The organism is Legionella sainthelensi (assembly GCF_900637685.1).
Lineage (GTDB): Bacteria > Pseudomonadota > Gammaproteobacteria > Legionellales > Legionellaceae > Legionella > Legionella sainthelensi.
On sequence record NZ_LR134388.1, the window covers coordinates 1,488,441 to 1,513,728 of the forward strand.

The following is a 25,288-nucleotide window of genomic DNA, read 5'->3' on the forward strand; positions in this document are numbered from 1 at the left end:
GAGTAAACCAGGTTATGGGTTTCTGAATTTTCCCTTAGTATACGTTTTAAAATTGTTATACTAGTACAATCAATCGAGCATGTTTTATTGAATTAGGAGCGCTTCATCATGGGATATATAGAAAATCGTACGTTCGATGAACTTAAAATTGGAGATTTCGCCAGTTTAAAACGAACACTTACTGAAAAGGATATTGAGCTGTTTTCAATTATGTCAGGTGATGTTAATCCTGCTCATGTGGATGCAGAATACGCGAAAGATACTCAATTTCATAAAATTATTGCTCAAGGGATGTGGGGCGCATCGCTAATATCTACAGTATTGGGAACTGAATTACCTGGACCAGGAACAATTTATTTGGATCAAACACTTAAATTTACTGCGCCGGTAGTTCCGGGAGATACGGTGACGATTACTGTGACTGTGTTGGAAAAAATAGCTGAAAATCATCGTATCAATTTGGACTGTAAATGTATTAATCAACAGGGACAAACAGTCATATCCGGGATTGCAACGGTAATTGCACCAACACAAAAAGTGAAAAGAAAATGTGTTGAATTGCCTAAGGTAATTTTTCAAGAGGCTAAGGACTCATGGTATAGGCAACTGATTAAAATGAAAAAAAATTACGCTCCTCTTAAAACAGCCGTGGTGCATCCAGTAGATGCGCTTTCACTTCGAGGCGCAATTGATGCTGCAGAAGAACATTTAATAGTCCCCATACTTATTGGTCCCGCCGAAAAAATCCAAAGTGCGGCAAAAGAGGCCAATATTAATCTTTCTTCCTATGAAATAGTACCAACAAAACACAGTCATGAAGCAGCGGAGGTTGCTGTTCAAATGATTAAAGAAGGTAAAGCAGAAGCGATTATGAAGGGAAAAATTCATACGGATGAATTGATGACTCCTATAGTGGATAAAGAAAATGGCTTACGTACGGGGCGACGAATGAGCCATGTGTTTTCTTTGGAAACGCCGAACTATTTTAAACCATTGTTTCTTACTGATGCCGCGATAAATATACAACCCAATTTACAAGCCAAAAAGGACATAGTGCAAAATGCGATTGATTTATTTCGTAGATTAGGTCTGGGACAGCCCAAAGTAGCAATTCTATCGGCGGTAGAGACAGTCAATGAGAAAATTCCATCTACTTTGGATGCCACCGCATTATGTAAAATGGCAGAGCGAGGCCAAATTACTGGAGGAATTGTGGATGGACCGCTTGCATTTGACAATGCAATCTCCATTGAATCAGCTCGAGAAAAAGGAATTTATTCTCAGGTTGCAGGTGATGCGGATATTCTTGTTGTACCCGATCTAGAAGCGGGCAATATGCTGTACAAACAAATGACTTTTATGTCGGGTATTGAGGCTGCAGGTATTGTAATTGGAGCACGAGTGCCTATCATTTTGACGAGTCGCAGCAGTGATGGGGGGTCTCGTATAGCTTCTTGTGCTATGGCTTTAATCTATGCACGAAATCAGGACCTTATCAATGAATAAGTTTATTCTGGTGATTAATTCGGGTTCATCAAGTATTAAATTTTCGCTTTTTGCTTGTGATAAGCAGGGTTTGAATTTGTATTACCATGGCCAAATTCAAGATCTTTATGAGTCACCTCAAATTAATATTTTTAATGCAAGCCAAGCTCAGGTACTCAATCAAGTAATTACTACACAAGGGCACGAAGCAGGTTTAAAGATACTTTTTAACTGGTTAGATGATTTATCTGATTCCATTACGCTCACGGCAGTAGGGCACCGAGTCGTACATGGAGGAACATTTTTTTCCAATCCTACGTTGATTACTGATGAGGTAATGCAAAAAATTGCAAGTTTAATACCGCTGGCTCCTTTACATCAGCCCCATAATTTGGAGGCAATTAAAATTATTAGTCAGTTATATCCAGACTTAGCACAGATTTCCTGTTTCGATACTACTTTTCATCGGACTCAAAAGAGGGTAGCTACTCTTTTTGCACTACCAAGATCGCTAAGCGATGAGGGGATCATACGCTATGGATTTCATGGATTATCTTATGAATACATCGCATCAGTAATCACCGATTATATTGGTGAAATAGGAAATAAACGTGTCATGATGGCTCATTTAGGTAATGGTGCAAGCATGTGTGCTATGTACCAGAGAAAAAGTGTCGCTACATCAATGGGATTTACCGCATTGGATGGATTGATGATGGGCACTCGATGTGGACGTATTGATCCTGGAGTGCTTTTATATTTACTAGAGCAAAAAAAGTATTCAACGGAGCGAGTAACTCAGTTGCTCTACAATGCGTCAGGTTTAATTGGTGTATCGGAATTGAGTAATAATGTACGCGAATTATTAAAACATCTAGATGACGAACGAGTATTAGAGGCAATTGATTTATTTTGTTATCGTGCAGCTCTGGAAACAGGCTCATTATTAGTGGCTCTTGGTGGTTGTGATGTGCTTGTATTTACTGCAGGAATTGGCGAACATGCTCCATTGATACGGAAAAAATCAGTGAGCAATTAAGTTGGTTAGGCGTTAAAATTGATGATGAAGCGAACATCAATAATGCAACAATTATTAGTGAAAAAGACAGCACTGTTTTAGTTGGTGTGATACCGACAAATGAAGAGTTGATGATTGCTCAGCATGTAAGATCACACTTGAAAATTTAAAAATGATGCGAGAAATTTTTAAAAATTTTAAAAGAAAACTGCATATTGTTCATTTTTGTGCTAAATTAAACCGTTGTAATTAATTATTGAGGTTTTAGTATGTTTATTACTCGGTATGATTTGTTATTTATCGGTGGCTTTTTAATGTTATTTCAACTGTCAGCACACAGCCATGGCTTAATAGAAAAACCAATGTCGCGAGAATATTTCTGTGGTAAAACAACTCAACCACATCATATCGAACCAGGCAATAAACTCCCGTATGAAGAATGTCGCCCTATTTTGACAAAGGAAGATGGGAGCTACAACAATGAAGTCTACCAATTTATGAGTGTATTAAGTCATACTCGAGGTTATTATCAAAATGCTAATTTACCACAACATGTTTGTGGTTTTGATAGTGAAACATTTAAAGGAAAAGCCTCTCCTTGGGATGCTGCGATTGATTGGCCGACCAATAAGGGAATGAACAATGCTCAAGAGTTTGTATGGGATGTTTCGTATGGCCCTCACTTCAGTGACACGGAGCATTTTCGCTATTGGATTACTAAATCCGACTATCAATTTAATAAAAATGAACCTCTCAAATGGAGCGATTTTGAAACAGAACCTTTCTGTGAATATGGATGGGATGATAAAAATCCATCTCAAGATAAGAATACTATTTGGGCAGATAAGGCCAATAATAAATTTCATATGACCTGCAATGTTCCAGAGCGTACCGGCCATCATGTCATTTACGCAGAATGGGGAAGAGACCAGAGCACTAATGAACGATTTCACTCTTGTATTGATGTTGCTAATTAATCACTACATAAAAGAAGTAAATCTTTTTCTATGTACAATTCAAGCATGAATACTTGGATGTGATAGGATTTGATTAGGGGCTGCGGAGCAGCCTCTGATATAACCACTTGCAAAGGATGCTTCATGTTAGAAAAAAATTCATTATCTTTAATACCTGAAATTCTTAATTGCCTGGAGTCTGGATTTGATCATCTACCTCCTTATATGCAAGAAGTAGATATAGAATCGATACGGGATGTGTTACTTACAGTAGCTGAAAAAATGCGCGATAATCTTCCTTATCCTCATCCTCTCTATGTGGGGCAAATGCTTAAACCGCCACATCCAATTGCCCGTTTAGCCTATACCCTTGCACTATGGATGAACCCTAATAATCATGCGATGGATGGGGGAGGGCCAGTTCACACATGGAAAAGCAAGCTGTTGCTCACATTGCCCAGATGTTTGGCTGGGAAACACATTTAGGCCATCTCTGTAGTGGTGGAACAATGGCAAATTTGGAAGCATTATGGATTGCCAGCAAACTTAATCCAGGTAAAAAAATTCTAGCTTCATCGCAGGCACATTATACACATCAGCGTCTTTGTTCTGTTTTAGGAATTCCTTTTGAGGTGGTCGATGTTAATGATAAAGGACAAATGGATTTAGTAGATCTTGAAAACAAATTGAAAGTCGGAGATGTAGGAGCAGTAGTTGTGACTTTGGGCACTACTGGCATTGGTGCGCTTGATCCGCTTACTGAAATTTTGAAGCTCAAGTCGACTTATTCTTTTCGAATTCATGCTGATTGTGCTTATGGTGGTTATTTTACTTTATGCAGTAATTTATCAGTTTCAGCAATGGAGCATTTTAGTCATCTGATTGAGGTAGATTCTTTAGTGGTCGATCCTCATAAGCATGGGCTGCAACCTTATGGATGTGGGTGCGTTTTATTTAAAGATACATCAATAGGGCGGTTTTATAAACATGATTCTCCTTATACTTATTTTAGCTCCGCTGATCTGCATCTTGGTGAGATCAGTTTAGAGTGCTCAAGACCCGGCGCTTCTGCAGTCGCATTATGGGCAACACATCAGTTTTTACCTTTAATACGGAATGCTCAATTTGCTATGGACTTGGAAAAATCAAGACAAGCGGCATCGATGCTGTATCATAATCTTGCGCATCATCCCCAGTTTCTAGTGGCAATGCCTCCTGAGTTAGATATCGTTGTATGGGCCCCTAAAGCATCGAATGTAAAAGCGATATCAGAGCTTAGTCAACAATTTTTTAAATTATCGGCACAATCAGATTTACATTTAGCATTAATTAAGTTGCCAAAATCAATATTAGAATCGCACTGGTCAGACTTGATATGGGATGATGAGTTTGTCACACTTTTACGCTCTTGCTTGATGAAATCGGAACATTTAGATTGGATGGATGAAATTTGGGGCCGGTTAAATCAGGTAATTGATTTAATGGATGTATCTTAAAATTTAGAGACAGCATATATTTAAATATGCCGATTTTTAAAGGATTAAAAATGAAAATAGCGATTATTGAACCAATAGGTATCACTAGCGAAGAAATTCATTCTGAGCTAGCAAATTACATGGTTATGGAGTGTGATAGTCGCAATTGGTCTGATGAGCAATTAATCGAGCATATCAAAGATGCTCATATTATTTCACTTACCAATCGCACTTTGTCTGCTGCCGTGATTCATGCAGCAACAGAATTGAAGTTTATTGCAGTTGCATTTGCAGGAATTGATCATATTGATATGGATGCTGCAAATAAAAGACACATTTTAGTGAAAAATGCTGCTGGATATGCAAATACCGCAGTAGCAGAACTTGTGTTTGGGTTCATGATCTCTTTAGCCCGCGATATTCCAGGAAATAACCAGAAGGTGAGACAACAAGCGACGACAAACACAGGGATTGAATTAAAAAATAAAACATTAGGTATTGTAGGCGTAGGAGCGATTGGTTCAGAAGTTAAAAAGCTCGCGCAAGCATTTCAAATGAAAATTATGGCTTATGGTAAAAATTCACAATTCACTTTAGACGACTTATTCTCACAATCGGATTTTATTACGTTACATGTTCCTCTAGTTAATGACACCCGCGGAATGGTTGATTTAAAACTTTTATCTAAAATGAAAAAAACTGCCTATTTAATTAATTGTGCCAGAGGTCCTATTATTGTAAGTAGTGATCTCAAACAAGCATTAGAACAAAAATTAATTGCTGGTGCAGCGATAGATGTGTTTGATATGGAGCCACCAATTCCCACTGATTGTAGTCTTTTTGATGCTCCTAATCTGATAGCTACTCCACATATAGGTTTTAATACTCAGGAAGCACTTAGAACAAAAGGGCTATTGACATTAAAAAATATTCAAGAGTTTCTCAATACCAAGAACTGATTTTGAAATTAATTATAATTTAATTTTCCAGGTGTTTTATAAATACAAGCCTGTAATATTGAAACTTGTTACACAGGCTTACACTACCTAGAGTTATTATTTTTCACCTTGTACTAAATAAACAGTAAAAATAAACCAATACTCACCGGCGAATTTTTCTTGGCATTCTTGTTCATAAACTTTCACTAAAGACTCATTAATAAGGGGTATTTGTTCATTAGGGGCTTGGCCTTGAAAAAAGGCAATACCATTTACAAATTTGCGAAAAATATCCAGATTAGGTAAACGGATTTGATGTTTTAGTCGTTCAAGTTTAATGTGTTTAAAAGGGAGCGCGTGTATTTTTTCTTCTAAGTTTTGAAAGTGGCTATACTCCACGGGTGGTTTAAATTCATTGAGACAAGAAAATTGGTTCGACTCTTTTACTAGATAATAGCTGAGAATAAAGGGGTCATCGCCAGCAGGAAAGAGTGTGAATACTTTTCCGTTCGTTTTTAATGCTCTATAGATATTTAGAAATGCTTTTTCTATGGCGAAGGCACACCATTGTAAACACCAAAAGGAGACAACATAATTAAATTCATTGGTAAATGGCAGAGTTAATGCATCGGCATGTTGCAGTTTAGCATTAGGATAATCAGCTAATTCTTCTCGTGCTAATGCCAACATATTTTCCGAAGCATCTATACCTAAAAAGTGGTTTTGAGGAAATTTATTCAAAATCTTGCGACTAAACGATCCATTACCACATCCAATATCTAGAACATAATCCGTTGGTTTTATATCTAAATATTTTAAATAGTTACTCGCTATACTTGCTTGAATATAGGAGCCAATTGCATAATCATGAGCTGGCCACTCTTGTGTTGGCATTTGATATCCTTTCTTTTACTGGCTTATGAGCATTAATAAACGATGCACTATCTTTAAAGAAAAAGCAAATTTCACATGGCAGCTTAAAATTCTTCTAGGAATTAGTGCAACCACTAAGTTGCCCCGTATTACAAGTACACCAACTGCCACCACCACAACTTAAACAATGAGACCTATCAATATTGCAGTAGTCACCACCAGTAGAGTTTCCTCCATCCCAACTACAAAAACCGACATCTGAACCTTTATGATCTTTACAATAAGAACTCTGTGGTGGTCCTGAAGTACACTGAGGTGAGGCAGCTGAAGGAGCATTTACGTTATTCTGTCGCGTATAACCATCTCTTTGGCAAGCCGGTAGTGGTCCTGAAACAGCTAAATCTTTAACGTGATCAGTCCATGATGCTGTGGGTTTCGCACAATCCATCATACGAGTCATTGCACAAGAGATGGAGTATTTATCTCCAAGGTTACAGGGTTTAAAAAGCGATAATTCATAACTAGATGGATCATCTTTACGTTTAAATCCTGTGAGTTGAGTGAGTTCATCAGGGCATTTTACTCGCTCTGGTACATATTTAAATTTATAATTTAAACCGTTATCGCCTCTATATTTATTGTCAAAGCCATATTTACACAGCATTTGAAGATTATTCGTTTGACCATTGCTATTTATTACTGTTGGATATTCCGGTAAATTGCTGCAATCAATTTCATTTTGAATGCCACCGTATACAAGACCCCATGCAAATTTATTTCCAGAATACATGCTAATATTGGGATCTCCTGCGCAAGCATTGAATGCGCCCATGCCACCAGCCCCCATTTGTAAATCAAATTGATTGGGATTATTCATGTCATATCCTGTATTTACTACTTGTGCTATGATGTCCTTTTGGCCATCTGTAAATACTAACCGAAAGCAACTCCCTAAATGCTTATCTGTGCCAACTTGATCGCCTTCTCCCATAAATGTTCCGACACCAAAATGCACATCTTGCCCTGTCTTATTTTTAAAGTTTTGTTCCGCTTGTTCCATTTGCGTGCTGCCTAAAGTCCAATCCATGCAGGCATAAGCACAGGAATTATTTTCTGGTTCAGCAAAAGCGGTATTGAGTGAAAAAAAAGATAAAACAATAAGGAGACAAAAATCTATTTTAAATCTGCTGAATAAACTTATTGAAGCTATCTTCATTGAGATCTCCTGAATAATGAAAATTGCGTTATTTATGAAAGTATAGAATAGTTTTAAGAGGCATTGATATTGTAGGCAGCTGAACTAATTTTATAATCAAATGATAAGGACTTTAATACATACTTGTACCGTAGATCAAAGAGTGAGTGGAAGTAATCAATTGGAATCAATAGAAAAAATATTGTATCTTATCTATAAAGCATCATGTACTTCATGATTTTATAAATTTTATCAATGAATGTGATAATGGACAAACAGTATTGGTTCAAATGGATAACTGAGCTGCAAGGACTTTGCCAAGCGGGCCTAACCTATTCGAAGAATAGCTACGACATCGAACGATTTCAGCGAATTGAACAAATTGTGGCACAAATGGCAGCTTACTGTTCCTCACAATCGATAAATGCTATCCAAGAGCATTTTCAAATAGAAAAAGGCTACCCTACGCCAAAAGTAGATGTTCGGGCAGTTATTCTCCAGGATGAGAAGATATTACTAGTCAAAGAAAGAACAGATGGACTTTGGTCCTTGCCAGGAGGTTGGAGCGATGTGTGTGAATCTCCTTCAGAAGCTATTATTCGAGAAGTCCGTGAAGAGGCGGGCTATGATGTTAAAATTAAAAAACTGCTGGCTGTTTGGGACAAATTAAAACATGATCATCCACCTCAATGGCCACATACTTATAAATTATTTTTTTACGCCCAAATTTTATCCGGACACTTTACGCCTAACAATGAGATTCTTGATTTGAATTATTTCCCTCTCCATCAGCTTCCAGAGCTATCTGTCCATAGGGTTACACAAAAGCAATTAGAACGTTTGTATGAACTCATTACTTATCCTACTGACACACAATATGATTAATTCGGCTATATCTAATCAAGTCTGAACAGGGATTTTCCATGCTTACAGCACTAGTTGTTTATATTTGTAATGGACGCGATTATCTAAATCAAGGATGTCTCTATATCCACTTAAACCGTTGACAATTCTGACAGAAGAAATGGGTTAAATTAATAAGGTAATACCTCTTTTAGCTGCTCTTTGTTGCCTCCATTTAATCGATATTAGTGCAATGTTAATTGCATTGTCATGGGATAGAAATCAATAGTAAGGATATGGCGTAAAATGAGATTTTCTCCTATGTTTAAATTTTGAAACATCTGATGTGACGCAACATACTAACTAATCATGTATCTTTGGTTTGATTTTTTACTACCCAATATATTGCTAATAAGCATCTTTAGATGCTGGGCTTTTATTATTTCCCCAATTTAATCTAAAATTTTGATACATCTGGTTCGCTTTATTTTATCTCCTGGTGTTAAATTTTCTTTAGATAACCTAATGATCGATGATTCAACATCCAGGCAGGAGCTAATGCGAGACTTGTCCAATTTTACATCATATTCTGAAAGATATGGGCCAGGGATTTTTATAAGTCTCTTGTTTTAGCTCAAAAAATGACAATCCCTGGCTTGAATTGAACTCAAATCAACTCAATTTAAAGCAGAATATGTGGAGAAAATTCATTTCTAAATCTGCTTGATGATTTAATAAAAACGATATTTTTTGAGTTCTTTTCAATTCAGTTTACCTTAAAGCCAAGTTGTCGGTCCCCTCTCTGTAAGTTTTGATTAGGCGTCAGTGTAAAAGGCTTTGCATTTGGATTGAGTTTACTGGCAAACAGGCGATGTGAGTTTGACGCGTTGGGTTGGCTGCTAACAGGCCGAAGGGACAACTCAAATACTCCTGAATTGCTTTTGTTTTCTTGACCAGAAATCCCTTGTCCTGATAGTTCACTGACCACACGCCATACCGCGCATTTGACTGGATGAATCTCTTCTCTTGAACTACTATGTATCCCTTTTCCATAGATTAAAGTAAGCCTTGAAATAAAATGGTTTGCATCCATTTCCTGCTTCACACGTCTTTTGAGTCCAAAATAAACCATGCCAAAAGACAGGCCATGCAAGTCTAGTATCATTCCATTCCTCATATCACGCAGTTTAAAGTGCTTTATTGCCTCATCAATCAATCCTTCTGCAAGCTGCGCATCAGGCTGCGCACTCTTGGCAAGTACATCCAGGGTGCTCTTGTAGGTAATGGCATCAGCCAAGCCTGCTTTCTTGGCTTCCTCAAGCAGCCTCACCGCAAGCTGTGTATCAGGCTGAGCGCTCTTGGAAAGTGCATCCAGGGTGCTGGCGTAGGTAATGGCATCAGCCAAGCCTGCTTTCTTGGCTTCTTCAAGCAGCTTCACCGCAAGCTGTGCATCAGGCTGCACGCTCTTGGCAAGTGCACCCAGGGTTCTGGCGTAGGTAATGGCATTGGCCAAACCTGCTTTCTTGGCTTCCTCAAGCAGCTTTACCGCAAGCTGTGCATCAGGCTGCGTGCTCTTGGCAATTGCATCCAGGGTGCTGACGTAGGTAATGGCATCAGCCAAGCCTGCTTTCTTGGCTTCCTCAAGCAGCCTCACCGCAAGCTGTGTATCAGGCTGAGCGCTCTTGGCAATTGCATCCAGGGTGCTGGCGTAGGTAATGGCATCAGCCAAGCCTCTGGTCACTGCGATTTGATGCACATCCAGAGAGAATTGATGTTGATGCAATTGAGCCAAACGTTTAATGAGTTGATTCAAAATCACCGTATTAGGAAACATATGATTATTCAGCATCTCAGTTAATAAAGCGGTAATATTACCAATGTTTTTGCCTTTCAACTGGTTGCTGTAGGAAATGTAAGTTGCTCTAGATGCATTTGCTTTTAAATCGCTTTGTTTCATACGCAGTATTACTGATTCGAATGCGCAGTCTTGATATGTAGTGCTTTGGCTTTTGTTTGCTGGGGGGCTCATAAATATCATCCAAAATCAAATTGGAATATATTAATCAAAATGATAAGGAGTAAATCCAATTAATTTTATTGATATCTTGTATTGAATAATTTGATATGTTTTTATTTTCAATATTTTACATATAGACTAGATGTTTGGTTATTCCTCTTCATGAGAGTCTAGTTTGTTCCAAATGCTTATTTAGTAGTTATTTGTCTCAATTTAATGGGAAATAAAAACCATACGTTTAGCAACGTACATCAAAAAGATTTAACGGTAAATCTTTTTGATTAGGCTTCTTTGCAAGGGCTAATGGAAGTTCACATTTTAATTCAGCATAAGTGCTGAACCCTTTATTATAAAGAAGATGTCGTATAAGCGTGACAGTTATTTTTATACGGACATATAAACTCTTCATTAGGCATTTTAAATTCCCAGTATTTTATCGTCTCAGGATGCATCTGATGTTTTAAGTGGATGAATGATAAATGAGCAGTGTAAGGATTTTCAGCTTCGTAGAGTGCTAACTTTACTGCCCTTATCCATAGGTAAAAATAATAATTGGCGTGTTAGATTGAACTGGATTAATAAAATGATCTTTTGGGCTCTACCCCAAATAAAGGGGTATTTTAATCAAGTTAGTCTAGACTAAGCTTTTGATTTGACGGTCAAAAGGAAGATTAAAATGCCTAAGAAAGATTGTATCCTAAATTTACCGGGATATTCTATTAAAAAGGTAAGTGGAGAGAACCCGGTTTATATCGAAGTCACTTATCGTTGTATTGTTCGATGCGTTCATTGTGGCAATAAGAAGTTACGTAAAAAAGACAGTTTCATAAGGCGAATCCGCCATGAGTCGATTGGATTGCGTCGCAGTTACTTGTGTATCAAGGCTCATAAGTATTATTGTCCTGCGTGTGGTCGCTATTTTAATCAGCGTTTCCCGGGGATTGGTAAATACCAAAGAGCCAGCGAGAGTTTACGAAAGCAGGTGTTTCACTACCATAGCAAAGGAGTGAGTCAAAAGGATTTAGCACGTGATTTAAAGCTGGGTAAATCCACTGTAGAGCGCTGGTATCATTACGGCTATGAGCTTCGTCATAAAAAGATATTAAACCGTTCTTGCCCAAGAGTTCTTGGTCTGGATGAGCATTCATTCAATAGGAAAGTAGGTTATGCCACAACCTTTTGTGACTTGGCCAAACACAAAATATTTGATGTGGTTGAGGGGCGTTCAGAAAAGGATTTAGAAGGCTATCTCAACACGTTAGAAGGAAAAGATAAGGTACAGGTAGTTTGTATTGACTTAAGCTCCAGTTACCGCAAGTTAATCAGGCGTTACTTTCCCAATGCGATGATTGTTGCCGATCGCTTTCATGTGATTCGTTTATTGAACCAATTCTGTTTACAGACTTATCAGCAGATTGACCCTGAAATGAAATATCAGCGAGGTCTCTTGGCCGCATTGAGAACCAATCCTAATAACCTCACTGTAAAGCGGCTCAATAGACGAGAGCGTTATTTGCAACAACAGCCTGTCATTGCTGCAATATATTACTTTAAACAGCGATTACATCGATTACTCATGCGAAAACATCGTACCGCAAAACAGTGTACGCGTTTAATCCCTCTCTTTCTTAAACTCGTTACCAGTCTGAAGGAAAGTCATTTCGAATCACTAAAGACTCTAGGTAAAACATTATATCAATGGCGGGAAGAAGTGGTTAGAATGTGGCGGTTTACTAAAAACAATGGCATTACAGAAGGTTTCCATCGCAAGATGAAGCTGATTCAAAGACGTGCTTATGGGTTTAGAAATTTTGAAAACTACAGATTAAGGGTTAAGGTTTTGTGTTCTTGATTAGTGCCCCCGGAAATGGGGATGAGCCTTTTTGATGTTGTTCGGATATTGTATCTTTAGAAATTTTTGAAATTACAGACTTTTAATGGTGGCTATGGGTGGACTCGAACCACCGACCTCAGCATTATGAGTGCCGCGCTCTAACCGGCTGAGCTACATAGCCACAAGACGCGTGATTTTGTCGCTTTAATGAGAGTATGTCAAGTCTATTAAGGTAATTTTTTATATTTTTATTTAATATGAGTTTAAATTCAGGAAATAATGGTAATTTTTGATTTGAATGGGTTGATTTTTAACCGGATCAAAAATGCTATTTAAAATGAGTTAAGGTAGATTTTTTATTGTAGGTGTCGAGTGTGACACTAATTAATAAAGCAATTTGAGCCTGGGTGCTTCTTGACCCAGGCTATAGAAAAAATTAGATAATCAATAAATACATTGCGCCAGGTCCTCGTAATATTTGAACCAGTAGCTCTTGTTTTTTCTGCAGTGCGATTTGTTGCAGAGATTTTACGTCTTTTACAGGGGCTTTATTTGCAGAAATAATAATATCCCCAGGTCTTAGACCAGCACGCCATCCCGCACTAGTTTCTGAAGCACCAACAACTTGTACACCTATGACATTACCATGAGGTGGGGTTTCTTGCTCAAAATTTCTTAATGCTAATCCATAAAGGAATGGATTTTCAGACTGGAGTTTTTGTTCATGAGATTTGATGTCAGTCACAACCGCATCCAGGGTAATGGGTTTTCCATCACGTTGAACGATCATTTTAACATTTGAACCTACACGTAAGAGGCTGATAGTTGTTTTTACCTGAGTTGCCTGGGTGATTTTAGTGTTATTAATTTGCGTAATTATATCACCTGACTTTAAACCAGCTCGCTCAGCAGGCGAGTTTGGATTGACTTGTGATACCAATGCTCCTTGAAAATCTTCAGAATAACCTAATGAGTGGGCAAGTTCTGGAGTTAAATGTTGGACATAGATACCCATTAATCCACGGTGTATAGAACCAAATTTAATTATTTGTTGTGCTACATCTTTAGCCATATTAACAGGAATGGCAAATCCTATACCTACATTACCACCATAAGGTGAAAGAATTGCAGTGTTAATTCCTATTAATTCTCCTTTGGTATTTACTAATGCCCCACCAGAATTGCCTGGGTTAATTGCTGCATCAGTTTGAATAAAGTTTTCTACGCCTTCAATATTCAAATCGCTGCGTTTTAAAGCGCTTACAATACCAAATGTTGCTGACTGGCTATTACCAAAACTATTTAGACCAAAAGGATTACCGATAGCAACCACAAAATCACCCACTTGTAATTGATCTGAATCACCTATAGGTAAAGATTTTAGATTTGTAGCATTGATTTTTAACACAGCTAAATCAGTTTCACTATCACTACCAATCAATTTTGCTTTCAATCGTCGGCCATCTTGTAGGGTTATTGTGATGAGAGTCGCATTACGAATGACATGATCGTTCGTGATAATGATCCCATTTTGGGCATCTAAAATAACACCAGAACCAATGCTTTCGAACTTACGCCCCTTTTCCGGAACAGCTTGATGGGGGCGACGAGTATTCAATGCTTCATCATCATTCCTGGATGAAGCTCCGGGTGGGGTGGCATCAGAAGGCAAATAACCTTGTACCGCAACATTTACGATAGCCGGCATTATATTCTTTAAAACTGGGGCAAGGCTCGGTATAGTTGAGGGAGCTTCATTAGCCGCATAGGTAACTGAGGCGGTTAAAAGAAGCAGGGTACTTATAAATAATTTGATACGTTTTATCATATTTTAGTCCTGAGGTTGATCATTAAACCAGATTAAGGTAGCTATTCTACCTGTTTGTGAGGTTCTTCGGTAGGAATAGAACTCATTTTTTAACTCAAAAGTACATAATCCTGATTGATATACTGTTTTAATTCTTTGAGCATTTAAAACAACTTCGGCAATTAAAGGTAAATTAGCGAGCCACTTTTCCTTCACGGGCTTGAACGCTTGTTTACTTAAAGGATAAGTGGTTATGAATTTTTGATAGACTTCATCACCTACTTCATAGCATTGTTGGCAAATGGATGGTCCAATCCAGGCCAATAGTTCCGATTCCAGGCTGTTCATTTTATTCAGCGTATTTTCAATAATACCATAAGCCAATCCTTTCCATCCAGCATGAATTGCAGCAATCTCTGTACCTTGGCGGTTACATAGCATGATGGGTAAACAATCCGCAGTAAGAATTACTAGAGGGTGGTTTTTCGATCGAGTTATTGATGCATCTGCATTTCTATTAGAATCTTCTTCGGCTATGACACAATGGGTACTATGTGTTTGCTTTAACCATTGAGGTTCACCAGGCAAGTGCAATCGTTCGATCAGTTGTTGTCTATTTTGCATCACGTGCACATCATCATCCCCAATGCCTAAGCCCATATTGTTGCTTTCATAAGGTGCTTGGCTAAATCCTGAAAGCCGAGTAGTACTCAAGGCTGTGATATTTTTTGGGGCAAGCCAATTCGCTAATTTAGTCTTCATAATGCTCGTCTAAAGTGTTGAGAAGGAGTTGAAAATCATCGGGTATAGGGGCCATAAGCGTCAACTCTTTTTCTGTTTTTGGATGATAAAATGAGAGTGTTCGTGCGTGCAGTGCTTGTCTTTTAAAGTTTTGAAATAGGGTGCGTAAGTGTTCAGATGCTTGCGTTGGAAAACGCATGCGTGTCCCATAAAGTGGATCACCAATAACAGGATGGTGGATGTATGCTAGATGAACCCTGATTTGGTGTGTTCGACCAGTCATGAGGTTAACATCCAACAAAGTAAAATCATGATACTGCTTTTTAACTGCATAATGAGTTATGGCTTGCCTTCCATGTTCTTGTACAGCCATTTTGAGTCTATTTCTAGGGTGACGTCCAAAACCTGTATCAATAATGCCGCCTGAAATAATATGGCCTTGCACTAAAGTAATGTAATGACGTTTAATTTCCCGTGCTTGCATTTGGCGTATCAACGAGGTGTGTGCGGCTAAGGTTTTAGCTACAATTAAAAGACCTGTTGTGTCTTTATCGAGTCGATGGACAATTCCCGCTCGAGGTAAATGAGTGAGTGAGGGTGCATGATGTAATAACGCATTTACTAATGTATGTTCTTTATTTCCTGCACCAGGATGTACAACCATATTTGCTGGTTTGTTGAGTACTAAAACATCCTCATCTTCATAGATAATATTTAAAGGAATTTCTTCTGGGGCACAATGATCTAAATGAGAGTCTGTTTTATTAAAATCAACATTAATCTCGATTAAGTCACCATCCTCAACTTTATCTTTAGGTTTACACGATTGGTGATTAAGCGTGATTGTGCCCGCTTTAATCCAGCTACTGATTTGCGAGCGCGAATAATCCGGAAGTAGATGTGCGAGTACACTATCTATGCGTTGATTATGGTACTCGCGAGGGATGGTTAATTGTCTTTGAATATGTTCTATCATTAAATCGTTTCAGTCTCAACGGCAATGAGGCGTCCTCGTAATGAGTTTGGTAGTGCATCACTGATCTGTGTGTCAACGAATTGGCCAATCAAATGTGCGGGGCCATCAAAATTGACTACTCGATTGCACTCAGTACGTCCAGAGAGTTGTTGTGAGTCTTTTTTAGAATAACCAGTAACTAATATTTTCTGTAGGGTGCCTACCATCGATTGGCTATAATGAGAAGCTTGTAACAAGAGTCTATTTTGCAAAATTTGGAGCCTTTGTTTTTTAACTTCTAAAGGTGTCTCATCGGGCAAATTAGCAGCTGGAGTACCGGGTCTTGGGCTATAAATGAAGCTAAATGAAGTATCAAAACCTATTTCGTGGACTAAATCCATAGTATCTTGAAAATCTTTATCAGTTTCGCCTGGGAAACCAACAATAATATCTGTAGATAAACGAATATCCGGTCGTACTTTTCGTAACTTTCTAATTTTAGATTTAAATTCTAAAGCGGTATATCCTCGCTTCATTAAACCTAAAATACGGTCTGAACCACTTTGAACTGGTAAATGCAGATGGTTCGCTAACTCAGGAACTTCTGCATATGCATTAATTAGGTTGTCTGAAAAAGCCAGAGGGTGTGATGTTGTAAAACGAATTCTACCTATACCTTCTATGGCGGCAAGATAATGAATTAAAAGTGCTAAGTCAGCAATATCGCCATTTTCCATTGTTCCGCGATAATCATTAACATTTTGGCCCAATAAATTAATTTCTCTTACCCCTTGCATGGCTAATTGATAACATTCTGCAAGTACATCATCAAAAGGCCTGCTAATTTCAGTGCCGCGAGTGTATGGGACAACACAGAAGCTGCAATATTTGCTGCAACCTTCCATGATGGAAACAAAAGCTGTTGGTCCTTCAGCTCTGGGAGGAGGGAGATGATCAAACTTTTCGATTTCTGGGAAGCTAATATCAACGACTGGTTTTTTCTTTTCCATGCGTTCATTGAGTAACTCAGGGAGTCGATGTAATGTTTGAGGTCCAAAAACAAGATCAACAAAAGGTGCTCTTTTAATGATGTCTGCACCTTCTTGACTTGCTACACAACCACCTACGCCAATCACAACATGCGGATTTTTTGCTTTATATTCACGCCATTGTCCTAATTGAGAAAAAACTTTTTCCTGTGCTTTTTCCCGAATAGAGCATGTGTTAAGCAAGATCACATCAGCATCTTCAACTTGGTCTGTTTTGACCAAACCATGTGACTGCAACAAAACCTCTGCCATTTTAGATGAGTCATATTCATTCATCTGACAGCCGTTAGTTTTGATATATAATTTTTTAGCCATATTTAAAATCTACTTTCAAAATGTACTCTTAGGTGCAAAGAGTAGAACTACATTTCTCTATTATTGGGAGAGACACTCTATTGCATCTAGGTTAGGTTATATAATCTCAGGGAGCCTCGTATTATTTCATTACTGTGCACTTTGGCAATAAGTTTCTTTGATTTTAGGCAAAATAATTAAAGCAATAAGCATTCCTAACGGAAGAATAGCAAGACCAGTATGATATGCTTCCAAGGGATAAACTCTGACATTACCATTAATTTCCCCTTCCCACATTTTATCAAGAATATAACCAATAAGTGGCTGCGCTAAAGCTATACCTATCATATTCATCATATTCATGAAACTTAAACCCGTAGCAACATACTTTTTATTGCATAACTCTTTAGCAACGGTAAATGCCGGCAAAAATCCTGCAGAAAAAATACCAAATGCGAACAATAGGAGCTCCATATATATTGCCCTATTAATTGGAACAAAAATAAAGAGTAAAGAACAAATTAGAGCGCCTACACATCCTATATACATAGGGGGTTTACGTAGGCCAATACGGTTAGAAAATATTCCCCATAAGGGGCTGGCGATTGCCCAGCCAACAAAGACTAGAGAAATATAGTTTGCTGCTGTAGTTTTGGTGATCATCATTTTGTTCATTAAAAAAGGAACACCCCATAGCCCACAAAAAACTGGAGTTGCCATGTACATGAGACCACCATAGCAAGCGACTAACCACAATTGTTTATTCTTCATTAACGCGAGTAAACTTGGTATTAATTGTTCTTCTTCAGTGGGGTGAGAGGTAGTAGCTTCATGACTTTTTGGAGTATCTTTGGCGATAAAAATGAGTAAAACGGCGAGTACGAGTCCTGTACTTCCCATGATCAGCATGCTATGACGCCAACCAAAGTTATCGATTAGTAGTGCTAAAGGAGCCTCTCCACCAATTGCTCCTAGCATTCCTAAGGTTACCATAAGGCCAGTTAATAAGGCAAAACGTTGGGCTGGAAACCAATTGGCAGCTAGCTTCATTGTTCCAACAGCTGCGAAAGCAGAACCAAAACCTATCATTAAACGTGCTACACAAGCCATAAAAAAGCTGTCAGTCATACCAAAAGCAATAGTACTCACAGCACAAACTACAGTAGCCAATGTGAGCAGGCGATGGGGGCCAAAATAATCCATTAATACACCACCTGGCAGTTGCATGGCGGCATAGGAATAAAAATAGATACCCGATAAAATTCCTAAAGTTTGGCTGGTGACTGAGAAGTCTCTCATCAGTTCGTGACTCATAACACTTGGAGATACTTGTAAGAGACATTCATAAAAATAAAATAAACAACCCAAGCCCCATACCATCCAGGGCATAATTGATTGTATTCCAAAATTTGTTATTGATTCAGGCTGTGTATTGTAATGTGCCATTCTTTTATCATTCTCCAGGTGTAAACCCTATTGATTTTGACGAAAATTGGGAGTAGCTCCATGCTTTAGGTTAATCGATATAAACTTTCTGATGCCTAATTATGCAGTTTTTTCGATCACAAATGTTAACAGACAACCTTATCACACTAATGTATAAAATTCACCTTTTAAAATATTAACAGCTTGTCTATTATTTGTCTATTGCTCGTTAGGGTCGTTTAATTCATCTACAACAACTCGAGTTCCTTTCATACCACCTCCAGGTAAATCAATAAATTCTTCGTTAAGCCAACGCGCATCCTCGATAAACATCCTGACACAACCATGACTTGCTCTATAACCAGGTAATTCATAACTGCCATGAAGCGCATAGCCCCTATAAAAATGCATACAATATGGCATTAAAGCACCACCATCGTTCCCATCAGATCGCCTGGGAAATACAGTTGAAACACAATCTATATCTTGTTTACGGATCACTCGAAATGAGCCTGTAGGTGTAGTACATCCGCCAAGAACGCCAGGACATTTTCCCATTCCTGAAGAAATTGGTCCCCACCAGAGTAACTCTCCATCTTGGTCATATGCTGCCCAGGCTAATTTTTTTGGCTGACATAAATTGTTTTTTCACCGTTGGACTCTATGTATCGGGGAAATGGAGAGACATCATAAATGGTTAAGCGATCGATATTTTTAGGCACAGCAATAGTTAATCCAGGACGTAAAGCAATATTCATACGATTAATTCGCTTCACCATATCTCGTTCTTCTTCATTTGGAAAAAGTTTATCCCAACTCTCACCACTTTTAATTTTCATACAAAAATAATCGGGTGAATTGCACAATGTTTCGCCATATCGACTATGAGCGAGAACAAGTTGACTAGAAACTAAGAAACAGATGAATGTTATTATTGATATTATAAGTTTCATACATGAATCTCAATTTAGGTCGCTGTATTTTCTTTAGCGGCATTTTAAGTAATAACTTTAAGTGTATTGAAATGAAACAATAATTAAGCTTTAAAACCTCGATAAGCTTATCGATAGTTTCTGTTAAAATATAAGAAGATATTATCACATGAGCAACATGTGGATTTAAGAATATTTTTTTCTGTGTATAATAATGAAATTTTTTAAATTAGGTTCCAATTATGAGTTGGTTTAAAAAACTATTGCCCTCAAGAATTAATACAGATACTTCTCAAAAAAAAGGGGTTCCTGAAGGCTTATGGCTGAAATGCTCTGGCTGTAATGAGGTTCTTTATAGTATCGAGTTAGAAAAAAATTTGATGGTTTGTCCATCCTGTAATTTTCATCATAGGATATCTGCTAGAACTCGAATTAAGCAATTTCTTGATGAAGGGAGTCAAGAAGAAATCGCTGCTTCGTTAGAACCTCATGACCGGTTAAAATTTAGAGATTCTAAAAAATATAAAGACAGAATCTCCCAGGCTCAAAAAGCAACTGGTGAGAAAGAAGCGTTAGTTGTTGTCAAAGGAACTTTATTACAACAGCCTGTAGTAGTTGGATCTTTTGAATTCAACTTTATGGGTGGGTCCATGGGGGCCACCGTAGGCGAAAAATTCGTTCGTGCCGTTCAAATTGCAACTAAAGAACAAAGACCATATGTTTGCTTTACTGCCAGTGGGGGTGCACGCATGCAAGAGGGGCTTTTTTCCTTAATGCAAATGGCAAAAACTTCAGCTGCTTTAGCTAAATTTGCAGAAACAGGGTTGCCGTTTATCGTAATTCTTACTGATCCCACTATGGGTGGGGTATCTGCTAGTTTTGCAAGCCTTGGTGATGTAATTGTTGCTGAACCTAACGCTTTAATTGGTTTCGCTGGCCCCAGAGTGATTGAGCAAACAGTCAGGCAAATTCTCCCAGAAGGGTTTCAGCGTAGTGAATTTTTATTAGAGCATGGCCATATTGATATGATTTTGGAACGAAAGAATATTCGTCCTGTTGTCGCAGAATTAGTTTCCAAATTAACACGTCAAGCCACAGGGGTTTAGTTGCCAAAATATCATTGCATTAATGAATGGTTACATGATTTAGAAACCAGAAATACTCAAGAGATACAACTGGGTTTAACTCGCATCAAAGAAGTTGCACAAGTTTTGCATTTGCAACTTCCTTGGTGTCGAGTGATTTCTGTTGCTGGTACTAATGGAAAAGGTTCAACTGTAACTGCTCTTGAAACAATTTATCATTCTGCTGGATATAAAGTAGGCTCTTATACTTCGCCTCATCTTATTCATTTTAATGAACGTATTAAAGTCAATTTGACGCCAATTTCTGATGAGGATTTATGTCAGGCATTTAGTGTTATAGAGAATGCTCGAGGAGAAACTCTCCTGACCTATTTTGAAATGACTACTTTAGCAGCTCTGTGGTATTTCAAAAAAATGAAGTTGGATGTCATTATTCTGGAAGTGGGATTGGGTGGGCGCTTAGATGCTACAAACATAGTTGATGCTGATTTATCCATTATTACAACCATTGATTATGACCATCAGGATTATTTAGGCGATACACTTGAAGCCATTGGTTATGAAAAAGCTGGAATTCTTCGTTCTGGTAAGCCATTCATTTTTGCAGATAATAACCCTCCTGTTTCTGTAACTAAGAAAGCGATACAATTAGCTTCTCCTGCATATATTTATGGTCGTGATTTTTCAATTAAGGAAAACGATTTTACCTGGGGTGTTCACTATGGAGAAAAGACTGGACTTTTTTCAATTGATGAATTACCTAAACCATCTATACAGCTTAAAGCAGCTGCAGCGGCAATCACTGCATGTTTTTTATTGAAGCAATACTTACCCATAGATCATACTCATTTGTACGCCGCAATGCAGCGTATTTTTATTCCAGGGCGTCTACAGTTGCATCGAGGTACTGTGGATGTCTTATATGATGTTTCTCATAATCCTCAATCAGCAAGATTACTTGCTGAAACTGTGCAAAAAATGAAAAAGACAAAGGTGCATGCGGTTTTTTCTGCATTAAAGGATAAAGATATTTATAATTTAGTGATGCCTCTAAAGAATTGCGTCGATTATTGGTATCCTGCACAACTGGATAATAAACGAGCTGCTGGAGCTGATTTACTGATTACAATTTTAAGAGATGCAGCAATTTCTGTGGAATTTTGCTATACTAGTCCTCTGATTGCTTTTGACGCCGCATTAAAGCAATCTAGACTTGGCGACTTAATTGTTGTTTACGGGTCTTTTTTCACAGTAAGTCATGTTATGGCCAATAGGAGATTCAATGAAATTAGTAATTGATGAAAAGCTAAAACATCGTTTGGTTGGCATGGCTGTTGTTTTATCCTTGGGGGCCATTTTTCTTCCTTCAATGATGAAAAAATCCAGCCAGCGCTTTGAAAATAATTTTAGTGTCAATGTAAAGTTACCTCCTAAGCCAACAGCTCCTAACGTGGTTATGTCCGATGAAAAAGAGATGTTTGAAACTATAAAAGTAGCTAAAGTTGAAATTCCTCCTGTTTTAGACCAAAAGGGATCTGATCTCGATAAAGAAGATTTTATTCAATCTGTTCAAGCTGTTGATGATGAAGGAATTCGGGTAGCTAAATCAGAACCTACACCGAATAGAGAGGTTGCTAAACCTATAGAACTTGCATTAAATAATGGCGCAAAAATTGCAGCAGAGAAGCAAATAAATGAGGTCGCAAAGAAACCTGTGAAACTGGTCAAACCCGTCAAAGTACAGAGACAAATGGCACCTAAAAAAGTTGTTTCTGCGCCAGTTATTGCTAAAGCAAATGAGAATCCTTCTGTAAGTCAAAAAAGTATTTATGCAGTTCAATTAGCATCTTTTGCAAAGTTTTCTAATGCTCAAGCTTTAGTTAGCAGGTTGAAAAGCCAAGGATATAAGGCGAATTACCTTAAAACAAATGGAAAGCGAGGCGTTATTTATAAAGTTTATGTAGGACACTCACCTGTTAAAAGTGATGTGGTAAGAGTACAAACTCAATTGGCAAGTGTGATGCAATTGAATGGTTTAGTGGTCAATACTGGAGTTAGCTAACGATGCAATTTCAATGGGTTGATATAATTTTTATAATAATAATTGGGCTATCCTCTATTACTGGTTTGTTAAGAGGATTTGTTAAAGAATTTATTGCAATAGGAGTGTGGATGTTAGCTGTTTGGGCGGGTTATAACTATTCGGGTAGCGTTACTCCCTATATACAACCTTACATACAGAATCCATCAATCCTTTCAATAGTAAGTTTTATGGTTGTGGTTCTTGGCGTTTTAATCGGCGGTGGTATTGCTAATTTTATCATCGGCCTCTTTTTAAAGGGGAGTGGTTTAGGTGCCATGGATAAAGTCCTTGGAGGTGTTTTCGGTTTTGGCCGAGGAGTGTTTATCTTGTCACTTATCTTTGCAATATTAAGCATGACCTCTTTGCCTTATCAGCAATATGTTCAAGGTTCTAGAGTGTATAATCAGCTAACACCAGTGATTAATTGGATCTCTGGATATTTACCGGGACTCCTCAATCAAGCGAAACAAATGGCCGCAAACAATAAATCTTTTAATCTTATTGATATAACCCCTGATGCTTAATGTATTCATAGACTGAATAAGGGAGCTTATTTTTAACGTCGGCTCCCTTTTTTATCGCTTCACGCAGTGAAGTAGATGAAATTTCATGATCACCGGCATTAAATAAAAACACACTCCCTGCTTGAGTGTTCAAAAGTTCCATTTTATTTTCACTCTGGTATTTCTTCAAAAATTCTTGCATGATTTCTGGAATAGGTTGCTTCGAAAATTCTGATCGATTGATTACCATGAGATGGGCAAGTGTAATTATTTTTTGCCACTCATACCATTGCGATAATGAAAGAAAAGCATCATAACCAATAATTAAAGTAATCGATGCTTCTGGATACTCTGCTCTAAAGCTTTCTAGAGTTTCAACCATATAAGAGGGAGTATTACGTTCTATTTCACGCAAATCCAATTTGAAATTTTCCTTATAGCGGTTTATTGCACGTAGAATCATTTCGATTCGTTGTTTGCTATTAGCAATAGTGGCTGGTTTTATTGTTGGTATTTTACAAGGAAGAAAAATATAAGAATCAAAGCCGAAATGCTTTTGTATGGTTAAGCTGGTTTGCAAATGTCCATTATGAATCGGATCAAATGAGCCGCCGAAAATAGCTATGCTGTACATAAATCACCTATTATGTTTCCTAGACACAATGAAAGAGCAATATTTTCCAAAGTATTCCATACTTGCGTATTTATATTTGATTTAATACGTTCATCAATAGAATAACAGTAGCTATGTAATTTTATTAACGTTTCTTTATTAAATCGCTTATAACATGTCTGATAAAGACTAATACGTTGTTGCCATATTTTTAATTGATCGCAAGCGCTCTTGATATCAATTTTATGCTCCAAGAGATGATGGAGTTGCATGATTATTCTGATTTCCTGGCTCAGTATCCATAATACCAAAGTAGCTTCAGTTTTATTATTCGCGGCATGGCGTAAAATTTGAATTGCTTTATCACTTTGCCCAAGTAAACATGCATTAACTAATTCAAAAAGATCGTGCTCGCATTGATCTGATAAATGCTCTTGTACTTGTAGGATATCAATCTTGTGATTACCATTATTAGAAAGTACTATTTTTTCAATAACTTGAGCACAAGCTAACATGTTTCCTTGAGTATAATGGTGGATTAAATCAGGAATCTGTGGGTCAAATTGGATAGCGTTCCTTTTTAATTGCGTGATTATCCAATGCTTCATCGCATCTGTATTAAGTGGATAAGCAATAGTAACTACAGCGTGCTCTTGAGAGGAAAGCCATTGTACTTGTTTTAGCGATAAATAAGGTGCTCTTATGATAATAAAGCATCTTGGATTAATAGAATTAAGGTATTCTACTAGAATTTTCTTTCCTAGAGCATCTATTGTTTTTTTATCAAAAAAAACATTTAAAAGTACAATATCTGAAAATAAAGAATAACTGTTTGCCTCTTCTTTTATGCTATTCCAATCTTCGGTAGACTGGATGGAGATGATTTTTTCATCATAATAATGTTTTTTTTTGATGGCAGATTTTATTGTAGCTAGAGACTCCTCTAATAGATAATTTTCCTGCCCAATAAGCATGTAAAGTGGAGCAATTTTTTTTTGGACTTGTTGCGCGAGCATTTGTTGTTTGATTTGCATATAAACAGGTCACCATTTGTTTTAGTTGCCGTAAGTAATCATGATCTATGCACATCTAGGCAAGTTTTGCGCGAAAATCTGATACTCATAAGCGTCATATACTGATGTAGGCAGTTAATCAGGAGCTCCATCC

21 protein-coding genes, 1 tRNA gene and 2 pseudogenes are annotated in these 25,288 nt (G+C 37.7%); 12 read left to right on the forward strand and 12 right to left on the reverse strand.

What is annotated here, in order from left to right:
- The first annotated feature begins 108 nt into the window (after positions 1–108).
- From EL220_RS06660 to EL220_RS06680, 6 genes and pseudogenes are all read left to right on the forward strand, one after another.
- Complete coding sequence (locus EL220_RS06660; RefSeq protein WP_027271094.1) at positions 109–1,506, forward strand: bifunctional enoyl-CoA hydratase/phosphate acetyltransferase; 1,398 nt, start codon at positions 109–111, stop codon at positions 1,504–1,506.
- Positions 1,499–2,673 (forward strand): annotated as a pseudogene (locus EL220_RS06665) (acetate/propionate family kinase). Before EL220_RS06660 ends, EL220_RS06665 begins: the two are co-directional and overlap by 8 nt.
- A 99-nt stretch (positions 2,674–2,772) precedes the next feature.
- Complete coding sequence (locus tag EL220_RS06670) at positions 2,773–3,480, forward strand: lytic polysaccharide monooxygenase auxiliary activity family 9 protein (RefSeq protein WP_027271092.1); 708 nt, start codon at positions 2,773–2,775, stop codon at positions 3,478–3,480.
- Between the two features lie 123 nt (positions 3,481–3,603).
- A complete protein-coding gene (locus EL220_RS18750) occupies positions 3,604–3,945 on the forward strand; it encodes a type 2 periplasmic-binding domain-containing protein (RefSeq protein WP_232002675.1) in 342 nt (113 codons plus the stop codon).
- Positions 3,888–4,955 carry a pyridoxal phosphate-dependent decarboxylase family protein gene (locus EL220_RS06675; protein ID WP_232002676.1) on the forward strand — a complete coding sequence of 356 codons (1,068 nt, stop codon included), beginning with the start codon at positions 3,888–3,890 and terminating at the stop codon, positions 4,953–4,955. Before EL220_RS18750 ends, EL220_RS06675 begins: the two co-directional genes overlap by 58 nt.
- Positions 4,956–5,005: 50 nt before the next feature.
- On the forward strand, positions 5,006–5,893 hold the full coding sequence (locus EL220_RS06680) for an NAD(P)-dependent oxidoreductase (protein ID WP_027271090.1): 888 nt from the start codon (positions 5,006–5,008) through the stop codon (positions 5,891–5,893).
- Positions 5,894–5,989: 96 nt separating this feature from the next.
- Here EL220_RS06680 and EL220_RS06685 read toward each other — a convergent pair whose 3' ends face one another.
- On the reverse strand, positions 5,990–6,766 hold the full coding sequence (locus EL220_RS06685) for a class I SAM-dependent methyltransferase (protein WP_027271089.1): 777 nt from the start codon (positions 6,764–6,766) through the stop codon (positions 5,990–5,992).
- 94 nt (positions 6,767–6,860) lie between these two features.
- Positions 6,861–7,961 carry an endoglucanase gene (locus EL220_RS06690; RefSeq protein ID WP_027271088.1) on the reverse strand — a complete coding sequence of 367 codons (1,101 nt, stop codon included), beginning with the start codon at positions 7,959–7,961 and terminating at the stop codon, positions 6,861–6,863.
- 246 nt (positions 7,962–8,207) lie between these two features.
- Between EL220_RS06690 and EL220_RS06695 the strand changes: the two genes are divergently transcribed.
- Entirely contained in the window at positions 8,208–8,825 is a 618-nt protein-coding gene (locus EL220_RS06695; protein ID WP_027271087.1) for an NUDIX hydrolase, read from the forward strand.
- A 724-nt stretch (positions 8,826–9,549) separates the two neighbouring features.
- Here EL220_RS06695 and EL220_RS18755 read toward each other — a convergent pair.
- On the reverse strand, positions 9,550–10,812 hold the full coding sequence (locus EL220_RS18755) for a hypothetical protein (RefSeq protein WP_232002677.1): 1,263 nt from the start codon (positions 10,810–10,812) through the stop codon (positions 9,550–9,552).
- 664 nt (positions 10,813–11,476) lie between these two features.
- Here EL220_RS18755 and EL220_RS06710 point away from each other — a divergent pair.
- On the forward strand, positions 11,477–12,652 hold the full coding sequence (locus tag EL220_RS06710; RefSeq protein ID WP_128130819.1) for an ISL3 family transposase: 1,176 nt from the start codon (positions 11,477–11,479) through the stop codon (positions 12,650–12,652).
- 86 nt (positions 12,653–12,738) lie between these two features.
- On the opposite strand, the gene EL220_RS06715 is transcribed toward EL220_RS06710, so the two are convergent.
- The 7 genes and pseudogenes from EL220_RS06715 to EL220_RS06745 form a co-directional block, all read right to left on the reverse strand.
- Positions 12,739–12,815 (reverse strand) — tRNA-Met (locus tag EL220_RS06715).
- A 255-nt stretch (positions 12,816–13,070) separates the two neighbouring features.
- On the reverse strand, positions 13,071–14,462 hold the full coding sequence (locus EL220_RS06720; protein WP_027270203.1) for a Do family serine endopeptidase: 1,392 nt from the start codon (positions 14,460–14,462) through the stop codon (positions 13,071–13,073).
- A 3-nt stretch (positions 14,463–14,465) separates the two neighbouring features.
- Positions 14,466–15,203, reverse strand: a complete 738-nt coding sequence (gene pgeF, locus EL220_RS06725) for a peptidoglycan editing factor PgeF (protein ID WP_027270202.1) — start codon at positions 15,201–15,203, stop codon at positions 14,466–14,468.
- Complete coding sequence (gene rluD, locus EL220_RS06730; protein WP_027270201.1) at positions 15,193–16,158, reverse strand: 23S rRNA pseudouridine(1911/1915/1917) synthase RluD; 966 nt, start codon at positions 16,156–16,158, stop codon at positions 15,193–15,195. The genes pgeF and rluD overlap by 11 nt, the downstream gene beginning before the upstream one ends.
- The gene (gene miaB / locus EL220_RS06735) at positions 16,158–17,501 is read right to left on the reverse strand and encodes a tRNA (N6-isopentenyl adenosine(37)-C2)-methylthiotransferase MiaB (protein WP_027270200.1); all 1,344 of its coding nucleotides are present in this window, start codon (positions 17,499–17,501) and stop codon (positions 16,158–16,160) included. Before miaB ends, rluD begins: the two co-directional genes overlap by 1 nt.
- Positions 17,502–17,630: 129 nt before the next feature.
- Complete coding sequence (locus tag EL220_RS06740) at positions 17,631–18,926, reverse strand: MFS transporter (protein WP_027270199.1); 1,296 nt, start codon at positions 18,924–18,926, stop codon at positions 17,631–17,633.
- A 198-nt stretch (positions 18,927–19,124) separates the two neighbouring features.
- Positions 19,125–19,858 (reverse strand): annotated as a pseudogene (locus EL220_RS06745) (L,D-transpeptidase).
- 221 nt (positions 19,859–20,079) lie between these two features.
- Here EL220_RS06745 and accD point away from each other — a divergent pair.
- From accD to EL220_RS06765, 4 genes are read left to right on the forward strand one after another with little or no spacing between them, the layout of a single operon-like run.
- The gene (gene accD / locus EL220_RS06750) at positions 20,080–20,943 is read left to right on the forward strand and encodes an acetyl-CoA carboxylase, carboxyltransferase subunit beta (RefSeq protein ID WP_027270197.1); all 864 of its coding nucleotides are present in this window, start codon (positions 20,080–20,082) and stop codon (positions 20,941–20,943) included.
- Positions 20,944–22,221 (forward strand): bifunctional tetrahydrofolate synthase/dihydrofolate synthase, encoded by a 1,278-nt coding sequence (gene folC / locus EL220_RS06755; RefSeq protein ID WP_027270196.1) that lies wholly within the window; start codon positions 20,944–20,946, stop codon positions 22,219–22,221.
- Complete coding sequence (locus EL220_RS06760; RefSeq protein WP_027270195.1) at positions 22,205–22,984, forward strand: SPOR domain-containing protein; 780 nt, start codon at positions 22,205–22,207, stop codon at positions 22,982–22,984. Before folC ends, EL220_RS06760 begins: the two co-directional genes overlap by 17 nt.
- Positions 22,985–22,986: 2 nt before the next feature.
- A complete protein-coding gene (locus tag EL220_RS06765) occupies positions 22,987–23,529 on the forward strand; it encodes a CvpA family protein (RefSeq protein WP_027270194.1) in 543 nt (180 codons plus the stop codon).
- Here the strand turns inward: EL220_RS06765 and nadD are convergent.
- Both nadD and holA read right to left on the reverse strand, forming a co-directional pair.
- Positions 23,504–24,142, reverse strand: coding sequence for a nicotinate-nucleotide adenylyltransferase (gene nadD / locus EL220_RS06770; RefSeq protein WP_027270193.1), 639 nt, complete (start codon positions 24,140–24,142; stop codon positions 23,504–23,506). The two genes, EL220_RS06765 and nadD, sit on opposite strands and share 26 nt — an antisense overlap.
- Positions 24,130–25,155, reverse strand: a complete 1,026-nt coding sequence (holA, locus tag EL220_RS06775; RefSeq protein WP_027270192.1) for a DNA polymerase III subunit delta — start codon at positions 25,153–25,155, stop codon at positions 24,130–24,132. Before holA ends, nadD begins: the two co-directional genes overlap by 13 nt.
- Positions 25,156–25,288 lie beyond the last annotated feature (133 nt).

Coding starts and splice junctions, on each gene's coding strand:
- pgeF (WP_027270202.1), bottom strand. CDS start 15,203: ATGAAGACTAAATTAGCGAATTGGCTTGCCCCAAAAAATATCACAGCC.
- EL220_RS18750 (WP_232002675.1), top strand. CDS start 3,604: ATGTTAGAAAAAAATTCATTATCTTTAATACCTGAAATTCTTAATTGC.
- EL220_RS06710 (WP_128130819.1), top strand. CDS start 11,477: ATGCCTAAGAAAGATTGTATCCTAAATTTACCGGGATATTCTATTAAA.
- EL220_RS06675 (WP_232002676.1), top strand. CDS start 3,888: ATGGAAAAGCAAGCTGTTGCTCACATTGCCCAGATGTTTGGCTGGGAA.
- EL220_RS06685 (WP_027271089.1), bottom strand. CDS start 6,766: ATGCCAACACAAGAGTGGCCAGCTCATGATTATGCAATTGGCTCCTAT.
- rluD (WP_027270201.1), bottom strand. CDS start 16,158: ATGATAGAACATATTCAAAGACAATTAACCATCCCTCGCGAGTACCAT.
- EL220_RS06720 (WP_027270203.1), bottom strand. CDS start 14,462: ATGATAAAACGTATCAAATTATTTATAAGTACCCTGCTTCTTTTAACC.
- EL220_RS06690 (WP_027271088.1), bottom strand. CDS start 7,961: ATGAAGATAGCTTCAATAAGTTTATTCAGCAGATTTAAAATAGATTTT.
- miaB (WP_027270200.1), bottom strand. CDS start 17,501: ATGGCTAAAAAATTATATATCAAAACTAACGGCTGTCAGATGAATGAA.
- holA (WP_027270192.1), bottom strand. CDS start 25,155: ATGCAAATCAAACAACAAATGCTCGCGCAACAAGTCCAAAAAAAAATT.
- nadD (WP_027270193.1), bottom strand. CDS start 24,142: ATGTACAGCATAGCTATTTTCGGCGGCTCATTTGATCCGATTCATAAT.
- EL220_RS18755 (WP_232002677.1), bottom strand. CDS start 10,812: ATGAGCCCCCCAGCAAACAAAAGCCAAAGCACTACATATCAAGACTGC.
- EL220_RS06740 (WP_027270199.1), bottom strand. CDS start 18,926: ATGGCACATTACAATACACAGCCTGAATCAATAACAAATTTTGGAATA.
- accD (WP_027270197.1), top strand. CDS start 20,080: ATGAGTTGGTTTAAAAAACTATTGCCCTCAAGAATTAATACAGATACT.
- EL220_RS06760 (WP_027270195.1), top strand. CDS start 22,205: ATGAAATTAGTAATTGATGAAAAGCTAAAACATCGTTTGGTTGGCATG.
- EL220_RS06680 (WP_027271090.1), top strand. CDS start 5,006: ATGAAAATAGCGATTATTGAACCAATAGGTATCACTAGCGAAGAAATT.
- EL220_RS06695 (WP_027271087.1), top strand. CDS start 8,208: ATGGACAAACAGTATTGGTTCAAATGGATAACTGAGCTGCAAGGACTT.
- EL220_RS06670 (WP_027271092.1), top strand. CDS start 2,773: ATGTTTATTACTCGGTATGATTTGTTATTTATCGGTGGCTTTTTAATG.
- EL220_RS06660 (WP_027271094.1), top strand. CDS start 109: ATGGGATATATAGAAAATCGTACGTTCGATGAACTTAAAATTGGAGAT.
- EL220_RS06765 (WP_027270194.1), top strand. CDS start 22,987: ATGCAATTTCAATGGGTTGATATAATTTTTATAATAATAATTGGGCTA.